Origin of the sequence: Pokkaliibacter plantistimulans (assembly GCF_003194385.1) — a bacterium.
Lineage (GTDB): Bacteria > Pseudomonadota > Gammaproteobacteria > Pseudomonadales > Balneatricaceae > Pokkaliibacter > Pokkaliibacter plantistimulans.
The window spans coordinates 1-21,070 of record NZ_LAPT01000078.1 but is presented as its reverse complement, the minus strand read 5'-3'; the positions used below and the strand labels follow the sequence as shown (position 1 = coordinate 21,070).

At 59.8% G+C, this 21,070-nt stretch carries 20 protein-coding genes; 12 read left to right on the top strand and 8 right to left on the bottom strand.

Features of this window, described 5'->3' with window-relative positions; translation table 11 throughout:
• Positions 1-184 precede the first annotated feature (184 nt).
• From WH50_RS16065 to WH50_RS16055, 3 genes are all read right to left on the bottom strand, one after another.
• Complete coding sequence (locus tag WH50_RS16065) at positions 185-1,411, bottom strand: glycosyltransferase family protein (RefSeq protein ID WP_110188220.1); 1,227 nt, start codon at positions 1,409-1,411, stop codon at positions 185-187.
• Positions 1,404-2,255: an HAD-IIB family hydrolase gene (locus tag WH50_RS16060; protein ID WP_207780345.1), complete on the bottom strand. Its 852-nt coding sequence runs from the start codon at positions 2,253-2,255 to the stop codon at positions 1,404-1,406. The genes WH50_RS16065 and WH50_RS16060 overlap by 8 nt, the downstream gene beginning before the upstream one ends.
• A 352-nt stretch (positions 2,256-2,607) precedes the next feature.
• The gene (locus WH50_RS16055) at positions 2,608-3,546 is read right to left on the bottom strand and encodes a LysR family transcriptional regulator (protein WP_110188219.1); all 939 of its coding nucleotides are present in this window, start codon (positions 3,544-3,546) and stop codon (positions 2,608-2,610) included.
• A gap of 166 nt (positions 3,547-3,712) precedes the next feature.
• Here WH50_RS16055 and WH50_RS16050 point away from each other — a divergent pair, with 166 nt between their 5' ends.
• From WH50_RS16050 to WH50_RS16025, 6 genes are all read left to right on the top strand, one after another.
• Positions 3,713-5,224: an MFS transporter gene (locus WH50_RS16050; protein ID WP_110188218.1), complete on the top strand. Its 1,512-nt coding sequence runs from the start codon at positions 3,713-3,715 to the stop codon at positions 5,222-5,224.
• A gap of 160 nt (positions 5,225-5,384) precedes the next feature.
• Positions 5,385-6,302, top strand: coding sequence for a LysR family transcriptional regulator (locus tag WH50_RS16045; protein ID WP_110188217.1), 918 nt, complete (start codon positions 5,385-5,387; stop codon positions 6,300-6,302).
• A gap of 14 nt (positions 6,303-6,316) precedes the next feature.
• Entirely contained in the window at positions 6,317-7,204 is an 888-nt protein-coding gene (locus WH50_RS16040; RefSeq protein WP_165838447.1) for a LysR family transcriptional regulator, read from the top strand.
• Positions 7,205-7,319: 115 nt separating this feature from the next.
• The gene (locus tag WH50_RS16035) at positions 7,320-7,946 is read left to right on the top strand and encodes a glutathione S-transferase family protein (protein ID WP_110188215.1); all 627 of its coding nucleotides are present in this window, start codon (positions 7,320-7,322) and stop codon (positions 7,944-7,946) included.
• A 65-nt stretch (positions 7,947-8,011) separates the two neighbouring features.
• Positions 8,012-8,968, top strand: a complete 957-nt coding sequence (locus WH50_RS16030) for a pyridoxamine 5'-phosphate oxidase family protein (protein ID WP_110188214.1) — start codon at positions 8,012-8,014, stop codon at positions 8,966-8,968.
• Between the two features lie 48 nt (positions 8,969-9,016).
• The gene (locus tag WH50_RS16025; RefSeq protein ID WP_110188213.1) at positions 9,017-9,538 is read left to right on the top strand and encodes a nuclear transport factor 2 family protein; all 522 of its coding nucleotides are present in this window, start codon (positions 9,017-9,019) and stop codon (positions 9,536-9,538) included.
• Between the two features lie 56 nt (positions 9,539-9,594).
• On the opposite strand, the gene WH50_RS16020 is transcribed toward WH50_RS16025, so the two are convergent.
• The 4 genes from WH50_RS16020 to WH50_RS16005 all read right to left on the bottom strand — a co-directional run bounded on the left by WH50_RS16020 (position 9,595) and on the right by WH50_RS16005 (position 13,004).
• Entirely contained in the window at positions 9,595-10,233 is a 639-nt protein-coding gene (locus WH50_RS16020; RefSeq protein ID WP_110188212.1) for a DUF6438 domain-containing protein, read from the bottom strand.
• 228 nt (positions 10,234-10,461) lie between these two features.
• Positions 10,462-11,004, bottom strand: coding sequence for an MAPEG family protein (locus WH50_RS16015; RefSeq protein ID WP_207780344.1), 543 nt, complete (start codon positions 11,002-11,004; stop codon positions 10,462-10,464).
• A gap of 135 nt (positions 11,005-11,139) precedes the next feature.
• Positions 11,140-11,493: a cysteine-rich CWC family protein gene (locus WH50_RS16010; RefSeq protein WP_110188211.1), complete on the bottom strand. Its 354-nt coding sequence runs from the start codon at positions 11,491-11,493 to the stop codon at positions 11,140-11,142.
• Between the two features lie 620 nt (positions 11,494-12,113).
• Positions 12,114-13,004, bottom strand: a complete 891-nt coding sequence (locus WH50_RS16005) for a LysR substrate-binding domain-containing protein (RefSeq protein ID WP_110188210.1) — start codon at positions 13,002-13,004, stop codon at positions 12,114-12,116.
• A 249-nt stretch (positions 13,005-13,253) separates the two neighbouring features.
• Between WH50_RS16005 and WH50_RS16000 the strand changes: the two genes are divergently transcribed.
• Complete coding sequence (locus WH50_RS16000) at positions 13,254-13,871, top strand: LysE family translocator (protein WP_110188247.1); 618 nt, start codon at positions 13,254-13,256, stop codon at positions 13,869-13,871.
• Between the two features lie 231 nt (positions 13,872-14,102).
• Positions 14,103-15,032, top strand: a complete 930-nt coding sequence (locus tag WH50_RS15995) for a TauD/TfdA dioxygenase family protein (RefSeq protein ID WP_110188209.1) — start codon at positions 14,103-14,105, stop codon at positions 15,030-15,032.
• Positions 15,033-15,560: 528 nt separating this feature from the next.
• Here WH50_RS15995 and WH50_RS15990 read toward each other — a convergent pair.
• A complete protein-coding gene (locus WH50_RS15990) occupies positions 15,561-16,307 on the bottom strand; it encodes an AraC family transcriptional regulator (protein ID WP_110188208.1) in 747 nt (248 codons plus the stop codon).
• 330 nt (positions 16,308-16,637) lie between these two features.
• Between WH50_RS15990 and proC the strand changes: the two genes are divergently transcribed.
• The 4 genes from proC (at position 16,638) to WH50_RS15970 (ending at position 20,834) form a co-directional block, all read left to right on the top strand.
• Positions 16,638-17,465: a pyrroline-5-carboxylate reductase gene (gene proC, locus WH50_RS15985; RefSeq protein WP_110188207.1), complete on the top strand. Its 828-nt coding sequence runs from the start codon at positions 16,638-16,640 to the stop codon at positions 17,463-17,465.
• 178 nt (positions 17,466-17,643) lie between these two features.
• Complete coding sequence (dctP, locus tag WH50_RS15980; protein ID WP_110188206.1) at positions 17,644-18,708, top strand: TRAP transporter substrate-binding protein DctP; 1,065 nt, start codon at positions 17,644-17,646, stop codon at positions 18,706-18,708.
• 294 nt (positions 18,709-19,002) lie between these two features.
• On the top strand, positions 19,003-19,509 hold the full coding sequence (locus WH50_RS15975) for a TRAP transporter small permease subunit (protein WP_110188205.1): 507 nt from the start codon (positions 19,003-19,005) through the stop codon (positions 19,507-19,509).
• Positions 19,506-20,834 (top strand): TRAP transporter large permease, encoded by a 1,329-nt coding sequence (locus tag WH50_RS15970; RefSeq protein ID WP_110188204.1) that lies wholly within the window; start codon positions 19,506-19,508, stop codon positions 20,832-20,834. The genes WH50_RS15975 and WH50_RS15970 overlap by 4 nt, the downstream gene beginning before the upstream one ends.
• The last annotated feature ends 236 nt before the right edge of the window (positions 20,835-21,070 follow it).

Sequence of the window (21,070 nt, the reverse complement as noted above, 5' to 3'; positions counted from 1 at the left end):
AGTGCAGGCCACACTGTCATTACCCGATTCCTATGACCGACAAGCCGCAGTATTCACGATCTCGCGAGCTAGCGTCAGACAAGGCGAAAAGATCTGAGGAAGCGCAGTTTAGTGGGTCTAAATGAGCATCCGAAGGTCTTTTCAACGATGTATGACCGACGCGCAGCAGATCGTTAACCCATGCTCAGACGTTACCCAGATTGTCCTCCTCCACCGCCGCATGCATACGCTCCTGCAAATCAGGGATGGCGGCCTGCACCCGGCTCCAGCTGGGAATAAAGGGTTTGTCGTGCGGGTTATCGAGGAAAATGCGTCCGGCCTCCATCAGATTCTGGGCGAATAGTTCCACTGCCTGCTCCTCGCTGTGGCGATCGACCTTAAGGCCATTCATCACCGCATCGTTGTAGTAGGTCTCGATAATATCCAGCGCAATGCGGTAGTAGGTGGCCTTGATGGTACGGAACGACTCGGCACTGATCTGTACGCCGAGGGTGGCCAGCTTGCGGTAGATGGCCTTGGCGATATCGAGGCTCATGCGGTCAAGGCCGCCGCGCTTTTCTGCCTCCTTGTCGATCAGGCACTGGTGCTTGTGGTCATAGGCATCGGCAATATCCACCTGACACAGGCGCTTGGTCGAGTAGTTACGGTGCACCTCTGACAGCACGCCGATTTCCAGCCCCCAGTCGCTGGGGATACGGATATCGTTGAGCACATCGACACGCATGGAAAACTCACCGGACAGCGGATAACGATAGCTGTCGAGGTATTCGAGGTACGGCAGCGGCCCATAGATCTTCTTCAGGGCGCGAATCATCGGCGTCACCAGCAGGCGGCTGACACGGCCGTTAAGCTTCCCCTCGGCAATGCGAGAGTAATAGCCCTTGCAGAACTCGTAGTTGAACTGCGGATTGGCCACCGGATAGATCAGCCGCGCCAGCATCTCACGGTCGTAGGTGACGATGTCACAGTCATGCAGCGCCACCGCTTCGGCCCGTGCCGAGGCCAGTACATAGCCACTGCAATACCAGACATTGCGGCCTTTGCCCGGCTCCTGCGGGGACAGCCCTTCTGCTTCCAGTTCGGCATCCAGCGCCCGCAGCCGTGGGCCGTCGTTCCAGAGGATGCGGTGATGCTGCGGCAGGCGCGAGAAAAACTCCCGGGCAAACAGAAACTGCTCGCGGTCGGCGCGGTCCAGACCGATGACGATTTCGGACAGATAAGGCACCTTGGCCAGACAGTTGACGATGTTGTCCAGCGCCGGTCCTTCCAGCTCGGAGAACAGCGACGGCAGGATCAGGCTCATTGGCCGCTTTCTGGCAAAGCGCACCAGATCGGCCTCCAGCGCTTCAACCGGGCGCCGGGTCAGGTTATGAAAGTTGGTAATAATACCGTTCTGATAAAAGTCACTCATTGTTATGCTCCAGGCCAGCGACCAGCCAGTAGTCCAACCCTTCCACCCAGCCAGTCGGCCCAGTGGATGCTGTGCGATACAAGCGGGAAGGATCATCCATGAACGAAGGAAGGAGAGGCTGATAGTCAGCCCCACGAATCAATACGCCGTAGCGGGCAGTGGCCAGCATGGGCAGATCGTTGGCGCCATCTCCCAGCGCCAGCGTCAGTGGCTGCACCCCGTGCAGCTGGTGATAACGTCCGGCCAGCCAGGTCAGGGCCACGCCCTTACTGCTGCGACCGGTGACGTGATAAAAGCGACCGCCACGCACCAGTGACAATCCCTGTTGTTGCAGCGCCTGCCGGAACGCCGTCAATCGGGCTTCACTGTCCTCCCACAGCAACGGCTCACTGGCTTCGCGGGCATGGGCCTGCTGCGCTTTGGCCAGGGGCAGTCCGGTACTCTGTTGCACCCCTTCCACCCCAAGATCAGCGAAACCACGAAAGGCATAGCCGTGCTCCTCACGCAGCGCGGCCACCGCCCGGCGCAGGGTGGCATAGTCCGCCCCCAGATGAATGCGGGTCCAGCCCTGTTCATCCATCGCCGGATCCGCCGTGGCCCGCCAGCCGGGAGGCAGCAGCACACAGCCGCCGTTTTCCACCACACAGGGGTAGTCCGTCAGCCCCAGTTCCTGTCGCAGGGTGCCCAGTTCGGCAGCGGTTTTGCTGGTATTGGCAATCACCGGCACACGCTGCTCGCGCAAAAAGCGCAACCAGCCCGCCGCAGGTTGCCAGTCATAGCTGTGATGATCGAGCAGTGACCCATCGAGATCCGTCAGCACCATCAGATTGTCTGGCAGGCTCACTTCAATCTCCTCCAAAGCAGGTTCATGCATTCCAGCAAGGGCTGTTATCCAGCCCAACTTTCGCAGGCTTTCTGCGCAAACGCAGAAAACATGCACTCTGCAGAGCACATGCATAATCAATGCCATTGCTGATGACAAGAAAAATCGCTTATGGATAAGAGACTTAGCGTGGCAGCGCGGCGGGCAAATTGCTGCAGCGCGAAAAAATGACCGGCACGGAGGGAGAAAAGTGCAGCTCAGGCCATAACGAAGACCTGCTGCTTCTGACAAACGCTTCTGACAAACGCTTCTGACAAACGCTTCTGTTAAACGCTTTCTGATAAGAGCCCTTGGTAAGGGTTACTGATAAAAATCAGCCCGGTACCAGCTGCTGACAGGTCTTTCTGATCAGCTGACGCAACCAGCGGTGGGCCAGATCATTGTCGTTACGCGGATGCCACATCAGCGATACAGTGATGCTCTGCGTCGCCACTGGCAGAGCAAAGGTATGCAGGGCAGCGGGCTGGCCCTGCGCCGCCCCCGTATGCTGATGCAACAGAAAGGAAGCCGGCACCAGCGCCACCAGCTCGGATGCCCGTGCCACCGCCAGTGCTGCGGGAAAGCTCGGCACCACCGCAACTACATTGCGGCTGAGGCCGACCTGCTCCAGCGCCTCATCCACCAGCCCGACACTCTGGCCACGGCGCGACACCACCACATGGCCATAGGCCACATACTGCTCGGCACTCACTTCTGCCAGCCGGGCCAGCGGGTGCCCTGCTCTGACCACCGCGACAAAGTGATCACGGAACAGTGACTGCACACGGATTTCCGGCCCCATCTGCCCCGTTTGCCCGAGTACACCGACTTCCAGATCCACCAGCCCTTCGCGCAAATAGCGGGAGGTTTTCTCCGGCTTGGGCGCGAAGCTCAGGCGCACACCCGGTGCTTCGGCCGTTACCGCCGCAATTAGTGGCGCACCAAAGGCTTCGATAAAGCCATCGTTAGCACGCAGGGTGAATGTACGTTGCAGCGTTTCGGGTTGCAGTTCGGTCAGTGCCGGACGCAGCAGCGCCTGCACCTCGCGCAGCGCCAGCTGGCAGCGCTCACGAATCGCCTCCGCGTGAGGGGTCAGCACCATCTGTCGCCCGGCGCGCACCAGCAGCGGGTCTCCGGTTACTGTGCGCAGCCGTAACAGGGTCCGGCTCATGGCCGAGGCACTCAGCCCGAGCCGGCGCGCAGCCCCCGCCACACTGGCTTCACTGAGCAGGGCATCCAGTGCGGCAAGCAGGTTGAAATCAGGCTCGGACATGGTGATAAGGCTCCTGGCATGAACAGATACATGGCGTCTGCTGCAACTATAAAGTGCAACGGCTGCGCCTTCCGACAGGTATCGAGCATACGTATATTGCCATGACGACGACAACAATCACTGTGCTCAACATTACCGGCTGAGCCTCCTTGCGAGGAAATCCCAGATGGAACTCTTTTCTGATCGCCCCGGCGATCAAGGCCTGCCCGGCAGGCAACGCGCACTGGCCATGAGTGCGGTCATGCTGCTGACCATCATGGCCGTATTCGACGGCACCATGATCAATATCGCCCTGCCCCATATCGCCCAGTCGCTGGAGGTCAGCACCAGTGCGGCCATCTGGGTGACCAACGGTTATCTGCTGACCACGGTGATGACTCTCGCCCTGTTTGCCGCGCTGGCGGCACGGGTGGGCTTTCGTACCCAGTTCACTGTCGGGCTGGTGGTATTCGTGCTGGCCTCGGCCGGGTGTGCCGCGGCAACTTCGCTGCCGATGCTGGTCGCCATGCGTCTGCTGCAGGGGCTGGGTGGAGCCGCGACCTTAAGTATTGCGCCAGCCATTCACCGCTCGATTTTCCCCAACCGCCTGCTCGGCCGCATTCTCGGCATCAATGCGCTGCTGATTGCCACCTGCACCGCCGCCGCGCCTTTGCTGGCGGGGGCCATGCTGTCGCTGCTGGACTGGCGCTGGCTGTTCGCCATCAACGTGCCGCTGGGGCTGGTTGCCCTGCTGATGTGCATCCGCGTGCTGCCCAACCAGAAAAGCGACACCAAGGCACCTTTCGACATCGCCGGCGCTATCTGGTCAGCGCTGATGCTTGGTGCAGTGATCATGGCGGTGGAAGCCATCTCGCCGTCATCCACCGCATCGTCATCCACCACCCCCTCATCCATCGATCAGGCCAGCCAGCAGCAATGGCTCAGGGCCGCCGCTTTCGCAGCACTGGCCATCGTCAGTGGGGTAGCCTTTGTCCGTCGCCAGCGTCGTGCTCCGGCTCCGCTGCTGCCGTTAAGCCTGTTCAGCTCCATGCGTTTCTCGCTGGCGGCGCTGACCTCACTGGCTTCCTTTGTCAGTCAGGGCATCACCTTTGTCGCCCTGCCCATCCTGTTCCAGAGTGTCTACGGTTATAACGCCCTGATTGCCGCCCTGCTGTTTATTCCCTGGCCACTGGGCATCATGCTCAGCGCTCCGCACGCTGGCCGCCTGTCGGACCGCCACTCTCCGGCGCTGGTCTCGACTGTGGGCCTGCTGATCTTCAGCCTGGGTCTGATCGCACTGGCACTGCTGCCTGCCGAGCCCAACGTATGGGATATTGCCGCCCGCAGCCTGCTGTGCGGACTGGGTTTCGGCTACTTCCAGAGCCCCAACAACCGCGAAATGCTCGGCAATGCACCTCGCGAACTGAGCAGCTATGCCTCCGGCGTGCTGTCCATTGTCCGCACCTTCGGCCAGTGCATGGGCGCGGCCTGCGTCGGTGTGGCACTGGCGCTGCTGGTGTCTTCCACCATGACGGCACAGCAGAGCCTGCCATTGCAGGCCGAGGCACTGCATTACAGCCTGTGGCTGGCCGCCGCTTCATCGGTTGCGGCACTGGCGCTCAGCTACAGCCGAACCCGCCGGGCCCGGCAGGAAAGTGCAGCGCCCGCCGAGGCCAGTGTGTCCCGGAGCCAGTCGTAACGCTCATCAGCGTGACAGGCGACGCCACGGCGTGAACGTTGATGACACGCAAGCTCATGGCATGGACGTTCACCGCCAGCGGGTTACACTCAGAGCACACTCTCACAACACCTCTTCACAACACATGCTCAGGGCCACAGGGCGCAGACAAAGGCAGACCATGGACAGATTTCAGGAAATGCAGGTGCTGCTGACGGTGGTTGAACAGGGCAGTTTTGCCCGTGCCGCCGAACGGCTGAACACCTCGGCACCGTCGGTTACCCGCGCCATCGCCGCACTGGAACAACGCCTCGGCGTGGTGCTGTTGTCGCGCACGACCCGCAGCCTGCGTCTGACCGAAGCCGGGCAACGCTATGCCGCTGACAGTCGGCGCATTCTGGCGGAGTTGCTGGAAGCCGAAGAGTCCGCCGCCGGCAGCCACAGTACGCCACGGGGGCAACTACTGGTGACGGCACCGGTGCTGTTTGGCGAGCAATACGTGACGCCGGTACTGGTGGACTACCTGCAGCGCTTCCCCGAGGTGGAGATCCGCGCCCTGCTGGTGGATCGTGTGGTCAACATGGTCGATGAAGGGGTCGAAGTGGCCGTGCGTATTGGCCATCTGCCCGCGCAGGACAACGCCATTCGCGTCGGTCAGGTGCGCCGGGTGGTGTGCGCCGCCCCGGCCTATCTGCAACAGTATGGCCGCCCTCGCCATCCTGACGATCTGCATCAGGCCCGCCTTGTCATGTCGTCCAGCAGCGGGCTGTTTACCGAATGGCAGTTTAACGATCAGGGGGTCGAGCTGCCGTTTCAGCCCTCGCCACGGCTGGTGGTCACCGCCATACAGGCGGCCATCAATGCTGCCGTGGCAGGCTGGGGTATTACTCAGGTGCTGTCCTATCAGGTAGCCAGTGAAGTACGCAGCGGCGCGCTGGAAGTGCTGCTGGAAGAATATGAACAGTCGCCCCTGCCGATTCACGTGGTCTATCAGGGCAGTCGCCGTAACAGTGCCAAAATACGCAGTTTCGTCGACTTCTGTGTCGAGCATCTGCGCCAGCAACTGGCCGCCAACAGCGGTGTCACTGCCCTGCCATGAGTCGCCAGCAGCAGATGAGCATTTTTGTCGCCGTCGCCGAGGGTGGCAGTCTGGCCGCCGCCGCTCGCAGCCTGTCGCTGTCGATCCAGACGGTGATGCGCAGCATCAGTGCACTGGAACAGCGTCTGGGCACGCCGCTGCTGCAACGCAGCCCGAGAGGTATTCAGCTGACCGCAGCGGGTATCCGCTTTGCCCGTGACTGCCGCCAGCTGCTGCGGGACACGGAGCAGGCCGAGGCATCGGTGCAGGGCCTGCACCATCAGCCGCAGGGGCAACTGACCTTTGCCGCCCCGCTGTGTTTCAGTCGTCATGCCCTGCCCGATCTGCTTGGCCAGTTTCTCAGCACCTATCCGCTGGTGCAGCTGCACTGCCAGTTCAGCGATACCCCGGTCAACCTGCATCAGGACGGTATCGATGTCGCACTGCATATCGGCACCCTGCCCGACTCCACTCTCTATGCCCGTCATATCGGCACCCTGCAGCAGCTGCTCTGTGCCAGCCCCGACTACCTGCAGCAGGCGGGTGTGCCAGACACCACCGCTGACCTGCCCGACCATCGCATCATCCACGACCGCATCGACAGCCGTCAGGTGCTCTGGCGTCTGCAACAGGATCAGCAGCCGCAACTCTGGCGACTGCCCGCCAGCCTGCACACCACTACCACCCAGTCAGCCATCAATGCCGCCTGTCATGGCGCCGGGATTGTTTGCGCCAACCGCTTTGAGCTGCACCGGGAGCTGCAAAACGGCCAGCTGGTCAGCATCCTCAGCGAGGCGCAGCCTGCCCCCCAGCCGTTGTCGCTGCTGTATCGTGAAGGGCCACGGGCCGCGGCCCGTGTCAGGGCGCTGGTGGATTTTCTGCAACAGCACCTGAGCCACCACCCGGCACTGCAGAACGGCTGATAATTACACTCAGTGAAATAATGGATTGCGATTTATGGTCATTCTGCGCAGAAAATGAAAGGCGCACCATGGTGTTCACCTCGCCAAGCCCATCAGGGCATACAAGGAGAACACCATGTCACACCCTGCTCTGACCCTGTATCACTTCCCCCTGTCTGGCCATTCTCACCGTGCCGAGCTGATGCTGTCGCTGCTCGGGCTGCCGTTCAAACGGGTGCTGGTCAATCTGGCGGCCGGTGAACATAAACAGCCCGCCTTCCTTGAACTCAATAGCTTCGGACAGGTGCCCGTGCTGGATGACAACGGCACCGTGATTGCCGACTCCAATGCCATTCTGGTCTACCTCGCCCAGCGCTACGGCGATGAATCCTGGTTGCCACGCTCAGCTCAGGCACAGGCCGCCGTGCAGCGCTGGCTGTCGGTCGCTGCCGGTCAGGTGGCGTATGGCCCCTGCGCGGCGCGGCTGATCACCGTCTTCGGCAGCCCGTTCAACGCCGCTGAAGTGATTGCCCGCGCCCATCAGATCCTGACCATCATGGATGCAGAGCTGTCACAGCGCGCCTTTCTGGTGGGTGAGCAGCCCACCATTGCCGATGTGGCCTGTTACACCTACATCGCCCACGCACCCGAGGGCAATGTCAGCCTCGACAGCTATCCGCACGTACGCCACTGGCTGCAACGCATTGAGGCGCTACCCGGCTTTATCGCCATGCCACAGACCGCCGTCGGGCTGCGCGCCTGAACGGGTGACCTGAAGGCGATTGCCTGAACAACGAGAATCCATCAACACTGAGCGGAGGGCAGATCATGACCACTGACGTATGGCATCCGGGTGAACAGCAGCTGCAGGCCAGTATCGGGATGCAGGAACGGCTGGCCTCCGTCGGCCAGCAGGTGCTGCGCGATTATCTGACCGAGCAGCTGCGCAGCTTCTTCCCGCTGCTGCCCTTCGTAGTTGCCGCGGCGGCGGATGAAGACGGCTGGCCCTGGGCCAGCCTGTGGCAGGGTCAGCCGGGCTTTGTCAGCAGCCCCGATCCGCAGCAGCTGCATATCGCCGCCGTGCTGTCGCCGGATGATCCGCTGGCGCCCTGGCTGGATGCCGGTCAGGGGCTCGGCCTGTTGGGTATCGAGCTGGGTACCCGACGCCGCAACCGGGTCAATGGCGTGGTGCAGAGCTACGGCCCGCACCGCATTGAGCTGCATGTGGAACAGGCCTTTGGCAACTGCCCGCGCTTTATCCAGCAACGTCTGCCGCTGCCGCCCCTGCCTGCAGCCACCAGTGCTCAGGTTGAAGAGCTACCGGCACTGGACGCCGCAGCACGCCGTCTGATCAGCCATGCCGATACCTTCTTCGTTGCCAGTCATGCCGGTAGCGGCGCTTCCCGCGAGGGTCATCTGCAAATGGATGTGTCCCACCGCGGCGGCCCGCCGGGTTTTGTCCGGATCAAGGGCGATTGCCTGCTGATTCCTGACTACGCTGGTAATCGCTACTTCAACACCCTCGGCAATCTGTTGCTGCAGCCACGCTGCGGGTTGCTGTTTATCGATTTTGAACGGGGCGACCTGCTGCACGTACAGGGAGAAGTGGAAATTCTGCTCCCTGACTCGGCCAGTCACCGTCAGCGCATTGCCGCCCTGCCCGGTGCCGAACGCCTGTGGCAGCTGCGGGTGCACAGGGTGCTGCGTCGCTCACGGGCACTGGCCCAGCCATGGCAACTGCTGGCCTTTTCACCGGCCAGTCAGGCCATCGCCACAGGGCAATAACCTTTAGCAGATGATCTGCGTGAACACCTACTTCAAGGAGCACATTTTATGTCTACCCAACCGCAATCTAACCAGCCGCAAGCTAACCCACAGCAATCTGGCCAGCAGCCCCGGCCACCGCTGCCCCCTTTCACCGATGAGACGGCGGCCATCAAGGTCCGTCTGGCGGAAGATGCCTGGAACAGCCGCGACCCGGAGCGGGTTTCGCTGGCGTACAGCGAAGACAGCCAGTGGCGCAATCGCAACGAATTTCCCCGTGGCCGAGCCGAGATCGTCGCCTTTCTTACGCGCAAATGGGCCAAGGAGGTGGAATACCGGCTGATCAAGGAACTGTGGGCCTGCAGCGGCAATCGCATTGCCGTGCGCTTTGCCTACGAATGGCTGGACCACGATGGTCAGTGGTATCGCTCTTACGGCAATGAGAACTGGGAATTTGATGAAATGGGCCTGATGAGACTGCGCTATGCCAGCATCAATGATCTGGCCATCAGTGCCGAGCAGCGGCTATTCCACTGGCCACAGGGAAGACGCCCCGATGATCATCCGGGGCTGAGTGAACTGGGACTGTAAGGAAGTAAGAGCCAGTTCACGGGCTGTGCGAGCGTGAACTGGCTTACGGCGACCGGCTAGCGCTTGCTGACAGCCAGCTCATCCAGCCTCAGTATCTCGCGCAGTTGCTCACTGGCCAGCGCCGCCCGGTCGGTGATGCTGTTACTGCTGCAGCCGGTGTAATAATCGACGCTCTTGCTTAGCTGCCCGCTGCGGGCACTGATCTGCACTGACGGGCCGTCGGTGCGGTAATGCTGACAGACCTCGGCGGGGCCGCTGCCATCTTCACTGTGATTGGTGATATTACCCGGCAATGTGAAGAAGTCAGTCTGCTGCAGGATCTGACTGGCCTGCCTGAACACCGCCGGGTCGAGCTGACGCCGGGTCAGCCCCTGTTGCGCAGCATGCTGATGACCATTGAAGTACTCGGTGCCATCGGCCAGCAACACCGCATCAAATACCGGGCAGAAGCCAAAACAGGGCGTGGTCGAATAAGCGATAAAGTCCTGCCCCTTCACCAGCACACTGGCCAGCCCCGGTGGCAGCGGCACTACATCGGGCATCGGCTCAGCCTGCGGTGGCGCAGAAGGCTCGACCTGATTACAGGCCGTCAGCAGGGCGGGCACTAGCAGCGGCAACACCCGTCGGGCAGGTGACGACAGCGCCCCGCCAGCCAGCGCAGAGAAAGGTTTTTTCCAGCCTTTAAAAGTCATCATGCAGAAGAACCTCGGTATCCAAGAACGTGCCCACAATTTCGCGAGCTAAGGCCAGAGCGGGCGAAAAGCGCTGAGGAAGCGGAATTGAGTCACCTTGAATAAGCATTCCGCAGCACTTTTCAACGCTGTGTGGCCGACGCGCAGCAGATCGTGAACACGTTCTGACTGCCTCCATCCGAGCCTGTAATTGGGGACGGTCTTTACAGCAACAAGGAGGGGGTCAGACACTCAGTGCTGCACGAACCAGATCAGCTCGCCCACACAGAGAAAGACCGAGGAATAGAACGTCAGCGCGAAGCCCAGCGAACGGGCCGCAGCGCCGCGGGCATAGCCGAGCATGAACAGCGCCCGGCCGACCAGAAACAGCAGCGCGGCCACCGGCAGTACCGTCAGCGCCTTGATCGGCATGGCGATCAGCCAGATCAGCTGTACGGCAAAGGCCAGCACCGTCTGCTCCAGCGTATTCTGTAGGGTCGCCTGCAACAGCCTGGCACGTTGTGAGCCTTCGCTCAGGGCGCTGCCATCAATGTCTTCCGCATGGAAGAAACGATGCTTGGCCAGCAGGGCAATGTTGATCAGCAGCGGCAACACCAGCAGTACCAGCCATCTGGCGTGATTGACCACTCCGGTGGCAACGTCGATATCCGGCAGCAAAAAGCTGGGGGTGAACCACAGCGCGGCCCCTTCGGCGGTCACCACCGTCAGTGCGGCGATGACCATACCCTGCAGCACACCCTGCTGCTTGCCACTCAACATTACTCTGGTCGTCATCTTGATACTCTCCAGACTGCCCTGTCACCTGAGCAGCTACAAAGCCTACCGGTCAGCGATGATCCTCTTCGCCTAGAACATATTTACGATCTGCTGTGCGTCGGCCATACGGCGTTGAAAAGATCTTCGGAATGCTCATTTAAGGTGACTAAACCCCGCTTCCTCAGCGCTTTTCGCTTTGTCTGACTCTAGCTCGCAAGATCGTGAGCAGGTTCTCAGCCACCAGTCTTCGGCGGCAACAGGCTCGCTGCCACTCTCCGAGTGTAGCTCAGACTTACGTGCACAGAGTTCACAGATACAGGAAGGTGTACCGCCTTGCAGGGCGGCCAGACCAAGTAGAGCCTGACTGAAGTCCACCCCATAGCACCAGCAGGTATGCATTGCCGCCACCTGCTCCTGCACAGCATGTACAGACATCTGGCCAAGAAAGGCACAGTAATTGGGTCCACCACACAGAGGGCAGGTACCAGCAGCCTCTTTATCCGCCATTACTGCGCCCCCGCAGGTGTTAAAGATTCAGGGTAAAAACTGAAAGGAATTGAGCCGTTGCCCGCTGTCTGGGTCATACCACTTGCGCCCCATACTGTTCGACTCGCCACAAGCCACCCTTGTACACCAAGGCTGGATGGTAGCTGGATTCAATCGTTATTTCGATGACAGAAACAGCATTGCAGCGTTCTTTACGGAAAAATGCTTTTACCTGAATCAAGTGACGAGCATAAACGCCGGATGGCAGGCATCAATCTTATTCAGTACAGAACCTTCGGCGATACGCTGATCAGGCCCCCCTTCGACCCAGCTGTCCCTCTGCCAGCCGCAGTCGGCCAAGGTTGCTTGCTACCTGCTGACGGCCGTCAGCGTTCAGTTCCAGTGACGGTGGTGTCTGAGTCAGTTCAGGTAGATGCCTTGCACCAGCTGCTTGAGCTTGTCCTGCAACAGTTGCCCAGCACGACGATCTGTACCCCATGCTCGGAGCTCCAGGGCACGGCCATTTCGACACAGAGGTTGTACCAGGCCTGCGGCTCACTGCTGATAGCCAGCCGCTGCGTGCGGCCCGCGCCTCATCTATCAGCAAAGGTTGCGGACCTTATTAAAGATGTGAATGACTATCAATTAGAGCCTCGTACGGTTAACTGCGCCAGCGTCTGCTGCATCTGCCCCTTCAGCCAGTCCGCAAACAGCTGCTGGGGGCTGCCTGCGGCCAATGCCTGTGGCGCCAGCAGCACGTATTCCGAGCCATCCGCCCGGAATCCCCAGGGTGCCTGCAAGCGCCCCTGCTGTACCTCATCCGCCACCATATACAGCGACGCCATGGCCAGCCCCTGCCCCGCCGCTGCCGCCTGCAACGTCAGGTAGAAATGCTCGAACTGGCGCTGCTGCCCGCTGAACAGCGGTGCGCTGTCGCTCTGTGCCAGCCAGTCGGCCCAGGCTTGTGGCCGGGTCGCAGCGTGCAGCTGACACTGCGGCTGTGTCTCATCAAGCCCTGCCGCGCACACCGGGCCGGTCATCTCTGCCGCCAGCCTTTGCACTACCGTGCCCGCTGCCAGCAGGAAGTCATTGCGCCGCAACGCCAGATCCACACCGCCACGCTGCCAGTCCGGTACGCCGCCTGCGGTCAGCAGACTGAGCTGGATGTCGGGATATTGCTGCTGAAAATCATCCAGCCGGGGAATCAGCCAGCGCATTGCCAGCGTCGGCTCACAGGACAACACCAGCACGCTGCTCAGGCTGGGGGTCATGACCTCATCCACACTGTCATGCAGCAGGGCGAAGGCCTGCGCGCATCCCTGCAGCAGCACCTTGCCCTTGTCAGTCAGCACCACGCCCTGCGGGGTACGGGCAAACACGGCCACGCCCAGATGCTGCTCCAGCGTGGCGATCTGGCGGCTGACGGCACCGTGGGTGACGCAGAGTTCGTCTGCGGCACGGGAAAAGCTCTGATGCCGGGCGGCAACGACAAAGGCGCGCAGGGCATTGAGTGGGGGAAGGCGTCGGGCCATGGTGACTCCTCAGAACGTGCGCCGTCGCAACGGCAGGCTGCAGCACAAACCGCTTTAGCAGGATCTATCTGCGTTGCCGAATACCGCGTCAAAAACAGGGATCAATACAAAATGAGTGTGAGTTTATCTCACAGAAGGCTGTACCAAATCATCGATTTTTAGCAGTCCCCACGCATGGCAGACTGGCCCCCGCAACGCCTGGCGGTGTTGCCTGCGTCAACCTGTTTCCCCTGTCTGATGAGAGCCACCATGAACGAACTTGCTGCCATCGTTTCCATCACCTGTCTGGCGGTGATCAGCCCCGGCGCCGACTTTGCCATGATAACCCGTACCAGCCTGATGTACGGACGTGTTATCGGGCTGCTGGCAGCGCTGGGTATTGCCTGCGGCGTGCTGCTGCATGTCAGCTATGCACTGATCGGCGTGACTACACTGGTGCACCACGCACCGCTGCTGCTGACGGCGCTGAAATGGCTGGGCGCCCTGTATCTGCTCTATCTGGGTCTGGGTATTTTCCGCTCCGCCCCGGTCAGTAGCGGGGGGAATGCACCCGCAGGCAGCCTCAGCCGCTGGCAGGCATGGCGCTGTGGTTTCTTCACCAATGCGCTGAACCCCAAAACCACGCTGTTTGTAGTCAGCACCTTTGCCCAGGTGGTGCAGCCCACCACCCCTCTGGCGGTACAGCTGGGTTATGGCGCCTTTATGTCGGTAGCTCATCTGCTCTGGTTTGCGCTGGTGACGGTGCTGTTTTCTCATCCGCAGCTACGCCAGCAGGTGCTCAACTGGCAGGTGCGTATCAACCAGCTGATCGGCACCGTACTCATGGGTCTGGGGGCCATGCTGGCACTGAGCCCACTCAGCCACTGAAGAAAGGGCCATGAGATAAACACACAGCAATCAGGCACCTGAAGGTGCCTTTTGCGCGATTTATCTCTATCCCGGCTGACGGGATTGCATATCAACACTGCGCTGAAATGCATATCGGCAAGTCAGATTTGTGCCGGCACCCGGCTCTCCTACACTGCGCCCATCGACAGCCAAACAACGACTGATCGACCACTCACGATACCCAAGGCATCAGGCACAGGGAGCTGCACCATGACGACTCACCATCACTTCAGCAAAGACTTTCCACTACTGGATCTGCACCGCGTCGCCGGTCATATCGGTGCGGAGATTCGCAATATCACCCTGACTCCGGCACTGGATGAAGGCACCTTCGCCCAGTTGAATGCGGCCCTGCTAAAGCACAAGGTGCTGTTCTTCCGTGGTCAGCATCATCTGACCGATGCCAGCCATCAGGCCTTCGGCGAACGCTTCGGCAGGATCGTTGCCCACCCGACCGTACCGGCACCGCAGGGCACACAGATTTTTGAGCTGGATACAGCCAACGGCGGTGGCCGCGCCGACTCCTGGCACACCGATGTCACCTTTGTCGCTGACTTCCCGAAGATTTCCATCCTGCGCAGCGTGCAGTTGCCTGCCTTTGGCGGCGACACGGTCTGGGCCAATACCGCCGTGGCGTTCCAGCGTCTGCCCGAACCCCTGCAGCGCTTTGCCGAATCGCTGCGGGCCATTCACAGCAACGACTATGACTACGGTGCTGACCGGCTGGTACAGGAACAGCGACGGCTGCAGCACCATCAGCAGATTTTTGTCTCCACCGTATGGGAAGCCGAGCACCCGGTGGTGCATGTCCACCCGGAAACCGGCGAAAAAGCCCTGCTGCTTGGTCACTTTGTCAAACAGCTGAAGGGGTTCAGCAGCCGTGATTCAGCGCGCATTTTTGAACTGCTGCAGCAGCGTGTGACCCAGCAGGAAAACACCGTGCGCTGGCAGTGGCAGCCTCATGATGTGGTGATCTGGGATAACCGCGCCACCCAGCATTACGCCGTCAACGACTACGGCGATCAGCACCGGGTGGTACGGCGCGTGACGGTGGCCGGTGCCGCGGCAGTGGGAGTCAATGGCGAACCCAGCCTCACTCTGCGTCAGGGTAATCCGTCACCTGCCGCCGCTGCAGCCTGACAAGCTCAGGAGAGGGAGTGAGGGCAGTCCGATTCAGGCAGAACCTGACCTCATTCCCTCTCAGCCAGCAAGGATTGCTGATTGCAGAAGCAGCAACAGGATAAACCTCCGTTCTGATAATCATTATCAGATACTTGCTGCAAGATGAACGAAGTTCACGAACTTTTCCCGCTTTATTCCATTTAAATGCAGAAAAAATAGCTCACGGAAATAGCGCTATTCCAGCATCTGCATTCAGTTAAAAATAGACTTTTTCGCCAGCACAATTAATAGCCGTCATTCCCTATTCGCCATTTCATATATAAAAAACGCTATACAACATTAACCAGAATGGAATACCAGCCGTTATTTATTGTTATCAGAAAAGCTCAGATATAAATAAGTTTACACTTCCAGAAAGATAACTCCTGGCAATAACCACTTAAACGTTTAGATCGTTGAACAAAAAGGCAATTAAGGCGTGACGTGCTACCAGCGGGAATTAAAAAGGAATAAGACGTTAGTTGAATACGACCTGCACAAAGGCCGTCAGCAGGGCTTGCGCAGGCGACCGGGAGAAACGCCAAAGCGGCGGCGGAAGGCGTGGGTAAAGGAGCTCTGGCTGGAGAAACCGGCCTGCTCTGCCACATCCACCAGCGGCAGTGCCGTTTCCAGCAACAGCTGCTGGGCGCGTTTCAGACGCAGTTCCCACAGGTACTGGCCCGGTGTCATACCGGCTTCTTCTCGGAACAGGGCATGAAAATGGCCGGCGCTGACATGGGCAAAACGCGCCAGACGGGACACCGGCAGAGGTTCATTAAGATGACGGAGGATGTATTCCTCCAGTGCGGGGAGGTCCAGTTTGCCGCGACTGAGCAGCGTCCGGCGGTTGTCGAAAGAGCGCTGATAGAGTGAGGTCAGCAGGCAGATAGCCACGCCCTCCGCGGCCTCCGGGCTTTTCTCCCACATCGCCGTTTCACGGTGCAGGTAAGACAGCAGCAGCCGCATGCTGGTATCCGCCTCGAAGTACTGAGCGGCATCGAACAGCCGCAGCAGCTCCCCTTCCACCACTGTCAGCGGCAGATCAACGATGATATGGGTGTTATTGCCTATGCCTTCATAGAAGTGCACATCCCCACCGGGAATCAGACAGCCATGCAGCGGGTCAACCCGGCCACTGCAACCGTTGATCTCGAACTCGGCCCGGCCGCGCAGCGCGATCACCAGCTGGTGGTAATCGTGGTCATGATGCAGACAACTGTTGGGCAACGGACGAGAACTGATACGTGTGTACATGGCGGCGACTCAACTTCGGGAGGCTCGGTGCAAGCGCCGATTTATCCCGGGCGGCTAACTGTCCCTAAAACTGAACGATCCCTTTAACTGAATTCCCATACCAACTGAATTAGAAAATCGATACCGGCGCAAAATATAGGAAAGAAAATAAAAGGACAAGCTGCCGCCGAAAAATAACGCAATAAATTGGCAGCAAAATAAGCATCTGAGAATAAATCAAAAGCTTATGAGCCTGAAACAAGACCGCCTGCAGTAATACTGACAAGAATAAATGGATTCGTATGGCTCTCCCGAGAAGAGCACGAAGCCACCCTGCGGAACGTCTTTACCATGTCTAACAAAATTACCTTTATTGGTGCAGGCAACATGGCCAGCGCTATTTTCGGCGGCCTGATAAGCAGCGGCTATTCGCCCAGTCTGATCACCGCCACCTCACCGGTACAGGCGGAGCTGGACAGCGTCCGGCAGCGCTTTGGCATTCATACCAGCAGCGACAACCTGAGCGCAGCAGCCGATGCCGACATCATCGTGCTGGCGGTGAAGCCGCAGATCATGCAGCAGGTGTGTGAGCCGCTGGCCGCCGTACTGCAACAGCGCAGCGAACGCCCGCTGATTATCTCCATCGCGGCCGGCGCGCAGGTGGCCACCCTCGACCACTGGCTGGGAGGTCGCCATGCCATCGTCCGCACCATGCCGAATACGCCGGCGCTGGTCGGTGCCGGTGCCACCGGTATGTTTGCCAGTGCCGAAGTGTCACCGGCCCAGCGCGCAGCGGCGGAACAGCTGCTGGGTGCCGTCGGCATCGTTGAATGGGTCAGCGACGAAACGCTGATCAATGCCGTGACCGCCATTTCCGGCAGTGGCCCGGCGTATTTCTTCCTGTTCCTGACGGCCATGACCGATGCCGGAGTCAACCTCGGCCTGCCGCGCGACACCGCACGCCGACTGGCATTGCAGACCGGGCTGGGGGCGGCGCAGATGGCGCTGGCCAGCGAACACTCCACCGAACAGCTGATGCGCAACGTGATGTCACCCAAAGGCACCACCGAACGCGCTATCGCCACCTTTGAAGACAAGCAGCTGCGTCAGATTGTCCAGGATGCCATGGATGCCTGCGCGCAGCGTGCTGAAGAAATGCAGTCGGAATTCGGCTGCTGATAAAGGCCGATGGACTCACTCACGCACTGCCTGTTTTACCGCACCGGTTGAAGCAGGCAGCGCATGAGCCCCGGCCCCCAACCTGGGCGCGAATGCGCCATGAAGACCCTCGCAAACAGCCATGCCAGCGTTGCGTTGATGACCAGAGACTCGCCTTTTACCAGAGAAAGGAAATGCCATGGGTAAGCTAACAAGAATTCTATCTACCGCAGCCCTCTCCGCCGCCATTGCATCGGTATCGCTCACCGCTGCCGCTGACGGCACCACCAACTGGCGTATGGCTACGCCCTGGTCCGGCGGCCCCTGGCTGGAGCGCGATGCCCAGTCATTCGCCACCCACGTCAGGGAGCTGAGCAACGGCAGCATCAATATCGAAGTCTTTCCCGGCGGTACGCTGGGCAGCGCCCTGAAGGTCACTGACTCGGTGAAATCCGGCGTGGCACAGGTCAGCCATAACTACATCAACTACGACTACGGCAAAGACCAGACCACCGCGCTGCTGGCCGGTCACTCCAGCGGCCTGACGCCGGAAGAATTCATGCTGTGGATGTACAAGGGCGGCGGCGCCGAGCTGTACGAACAGTACCGTCTGGACAAGTTCGGTGTGGTGGCCTTCCCCTGCTCGATTCTGGGTACGGAAATTTTCCTGCATTCCAACAAGCCCGTTCGCACGCTGGAAGACTTCAAAGGTCTGCGCCTGCGTACCTCCGGGGCCTGGGCTGAAATTGCCTCGCGTCTGGGTGCCTCCACCGTGGTACTGGCAGGTAGCGAAATCTACTCGGCACTGGAACGTGGCGTTATTGATGCCGCCGAATGGGGCAGCCCGGAAATGAACCGCCCCACCGGCTTTCAGGATGTCGCCAAATACGTGGTGCTGCCCGGCATTCACCAGTCAGGTGGCGTGCTGGAATGCCAGATCAACAAGAAAGTCTGGGACGGTCTGAACCCACAACAGCAGACCGTACTGCGTGATGCGGCCAAGCTGTCGGTGTTCGACTCCTGGCTGTCTTCTTCCTATGCCGACCTGAAAGCCTACGAAGAGCTGAAGAACGGCAAAAACGAAATTGTGCGTCTGGACCCTTCGTTCATCAAAGCCGTGTATGAGGAAACCACCAAGTGGGAAGACGAATACGCCGGTAAGAACGAGTGGTTCAAACGCGTGCTGGACTCGCAGCGCACCTTCAAGAAGGACATGCAGAGCTGGCCTGAGTACCGCTTGCAGATCGGTGTTTCCGAGCTGTAAGCCCGTTGCGCGGGCGGGGTGACCTCACCCGCGCAACAGGTACCGACCCGGCTGCTGTGTCTCCCCCGCTTTGTCAGTTGTCCCGCTAGCGGATTGACAGAGCAACCTCGCAGCCGTCTGGCAGGCAGACACAGCCGGGTCCCCATTCTGACTGTCGGTCTGTTGAGCAACAGCCCGGCAAAGCAATACCGTCACCCGCCCGGCCGTGGCTCTGTACCCACAGAAGCCTCGCCGGGGTGGCGGGTGACACCCGTCTGCTGCTGCCTTCTCAGGTACTTCGATGAAGCAAACAAGATGAAGTTAATCACAATCATTGAGGCCATCACCCGCTTTGCCGGTGCCATAGCCGCCTTACTCACCCTGCCACTGGTCGGCGCACTGGTCACGGAAGTGTTCAGCCGTTATGTGCTCAACTCCCCGACCCTGTGGGCCTTTGAAGTCAGCTACATGGTCATGGGTGCGATTTTTATGCTGGGTATCGCCAATGCCCTGCGCATCGGCCAGCACGTCAGTGTCGATGTCATCACCCTTACTCTGTCCAGACGCACCAACGGCGTGCTGCGCACCCTCGCCTACCTGCTGTTTCTGCCGCTGAGCAGCTGGCTGACGCTGGAGCTGTATCACTACTTTATGGAGGCCTTCAGCAGTGGCGAGCGCTCCGGTCGCTCCGCCTGGAACCCGGTGCTGTGGCCCAGTTATCTGTCGTGGTTTGTCGGCTTTCTGGTGCTCAGCCTGCAAGTGCTGGCTGAACTGATCAAATCCATTCGTCAGGCGTTGGGCAGAGAGGACTACGCAGCATGAGTGAGTATCTGTCGCTGTTGATGTTCCCGCTGTTGATGCTGTTCATTTTTGCCGGTGTGCAGATCGCCTTTGCCATGATGCTGGTGGCGAGCATTTTCGGCCTGCTGCTGTTTGGTGATGTGGCGGCTTATCAGCTGCTGACCAAGATCGAGGAAACCGCCACCAATGCCATTCTCGCGGCAGTGCCGCTGTTTATCTTTATGGGCGCCATTCTGGAAAAGGCCGGGATTGCTGAACGGCTGTTCCGCGCCATCCATGTCTGGACCGCCAATCTGCCCGGCGGCCTTGGTGTCGGCGCCATTCTGCTGGGGACTGTGTTTGCAGCCGCCAGCGGCGTGGTCGGTGCGACCGAAGCGGTGATCGGTATGCTGGCCATCCCGATCATGCTCAAACACCACTATGACAAACGCCTGCTGTCCGGGGTGATCTGTGCCAGTGGTTCGCTGGGCACCGCCATTCCACCTTCCATTACCGTCGTGGTACTAGGGCCGGTGGCTGGCGTATCGGTCGGTTCACTGTTCAGTGGCCTGCTGTTACCGGGGCTGATGATGGCGGTGCTGTTCCTGCTGTACGTGATCATCATCACCTATCTCAAGCCTGAACTGGCCCCGCACTCGGCAGCTGACCGTGAGCATTTCTCCATGGCGGAAAAACTGCAGGTTACGGTGACGGCATTACTGCCTGCGGCGGCGCTGATCTTTACCGTGCTTGGCACCATTCTGCTGGGTCTGGCGACTCCTACCGAAGCCGCCGCCTGCGGCGCGCTGGGCTCGGTATTGCTGGCACTTTGCTATCGCAACCTGTCCCTCGCGGTGCTGTGGGGCTCCTGCAAACGCACCGTCTCCATCTCGGCGATGATTCTGATGATCGTGATGGGCGGCAATATGTTTGCCGGGGTGTTCTTCGCTGCAGGCGGCATGGCTATCGTGCAGTCGATGCTGATGGGTACGGGGCTGGCGCCCTGGGCGATTCTGGCGCTGATTCTGCTGATTGCCTTCCTCGCCGGGTTTGTCCTCGACATGATGTCGGTGGTGCTGATCATCATCCCGGTAGCGATGCCGGTGGTGCGCCTGCTTGGCTTTGATGAGGTGTGGTTCTGCGTGGCCTTTCTGGTGATTCTGCAGACCAGCTATCTGACGCCGCCGCTGGCACCGTCGATCTTCTATCTGCGCGCTATCACCCCGCCGGAAATTACCCTGCAGCATATGTATCGCGGTGTGGTGCCTTTTATCGTGCTGCAACTGCTGGTGCTGCTGTCGGTGCTGCTGTTCCCGCAGGTGGCGCTGTATCTGCCGCAAGTAATGGGCGGGCCTGCCTGGCAGTAGCACAGCACAGAGTTATGAATACGTTTTACGATTTAACAGGCTGTTAAAAAACGTTATCGAGGCAGCCGAGACAAGGAAAACACAGGCGAAAAAGCGGAGTTTAGTGAACTAAATGAGCATTTCTTCGGGGCCGTGCTAAAGCACGTTCAGCCTTTGGCTGTGAGCCTGTTTTTGACGCGGTATTCGGCAACGCAGGTAGATTTTCAACGACCTGTTAAAACGCATCGCTACCGGAC

What these genes read in the sequence shown, in the direction of transcription:
- WH50_RS16065 (WP_110188220.1), bottom strand. Translation starts at nt 1,411, where the DNA reads ATGAGTGACTTTTATCAGAACGGTATTATTACCAACTTTCATAACCTG.
- WH50_RS16055 (WP_110188219.1), bottom strand. Translation starts at nt 3,546, where the DNA reads ATGTCCGAGCCTGATTTCAACCTGCTTGCCGCACTGGATGCCCTGCTC.
- WH50_RS16050 (WP_110188218.1), top strand. Translation starts at nt 3,713, where the DNA reads ATGGAACTCTTTTCTGATCGCCCCGGCGATCAAGGCCTGCCCGGCAGG.
- WH50_RS16045 (WP_110188217.1), top strand. Translation starts at nt 5,385, where the DNA reads ATGGACAGATTTCAGGAAATGCAGGTGCTGCTGACGGTGGTTGAACAG.
- WH50_RS16040 (WP_165838447.1), top strand. Translation starts at nt 6,317, where the DNA reads ATGAGCATTTTTGTCGCCGTCGCCGAGGGTGGCAGTCTGGCCGCCGCC.
- WH50_RS16035 (WP_110188215.1), top strand. Translation starts at nt 7,320, where the DNA reads ATGTCACACCCTGCTCTGACCCTGTATCACTTCCCCCTGTCTGGCCAT.
- WH50_RS16030 (WP_110188214.1), top strand. Translation starts at nt 8,012, where the DNA reads ATGACCACTGACGTATGGCATCCGGGTGAACAGCAGCTGCAGGCCAGT.
- WH50_RS16025 (WP_110188213.1), top strand. Translation starts at nt 9,017, where the DNA reads ATGTCTACCCAACCGCAATCTAACCAGCCGCAAGCTAACCCACAGCAA.
- WH50_RS16020 (WP_110188212.1), bottom strand. Translation starts at nt 10,233, where the DNA reads ATGATGACTTTTAAAGGCTGGAAAAAACCTTTCTCTGCGCTGGCTGGC.
- WH50_RS16015 (WP_207780344.1), bottom strand. Translation starts at nt 11,004, where the DNA reads ATGACGACCAGAGTAATGTTGAGTGGCAAGCAGCAGGGTGTGCTGCAG.
- WH50_RS16010 (WP_110188211.1), bottom strand. Translation starts at nt 11,493, where the DNA reads ATGGCGGATAAAGAGGCTGCTGGTACCTGCCCTCTGTGTGGTGGACCC.
- WH50_RS16005 (WP_110188210.1), bottom strand. Translation starts at nt 13,004, where the DNA reads ATGGCCCGACGCCTTCCCCCACTCAATGCCCTGCGCGCCTTTGTCGTT.
- WH50_RS16000 (WP_110188247.1), top strand. Translation starts at nt 13,254, where the DNA reads ATGAACGAACTTGCTGCCATCGTTTCCATCACCTGTCTGGCGGTGATC.
- WH50_RS15995 (WP_110188209.1), top strand. Translation starts at nt 14,103, where the DNA reads ATGACGACTCACCATCACTTCAGCAAAGACTTTCCACTACTGGATCTG.
- WH50_RS15990 (WP_110188208.1), bottom strand. Translation starts at nt 16,307, where the DNA reads ATGTACACACGTATCAGTTCTCGTCCGTTGCCCAACAGTTGTCTGCAT.
- proC (WP_110188207.1), top strand. Translation starts at nt 16,638, where the DNA reads ATGTCTAACAAAATTACCTTTATTGGTGCAGGCAACATGGCCAGCGCT.
- dctP (WP_110188206.1), top strand. Translation starts at nt 17,644, where the DNA reads ATGGGTAAGCTAACAAGAATTCTATCTACCGCAGCCCTCTCCGCCGCC.
- WH50_RS15975 (WP_110188205.1), top strand. Translation starts at nt 19,003, where the DNA reads ATGAAGTTAATCACAATCATTGAGGCCATCACCCGCTTTGCCGGTGCC.
- WH50_RS15970 (WP_110188204.1), top strand. Translation starts at nt 19,506, where the DNA reads ATGAGTGAGTATCTGTCGCTGTTGATGTTCCCGCTGTTGATGCTGTTC.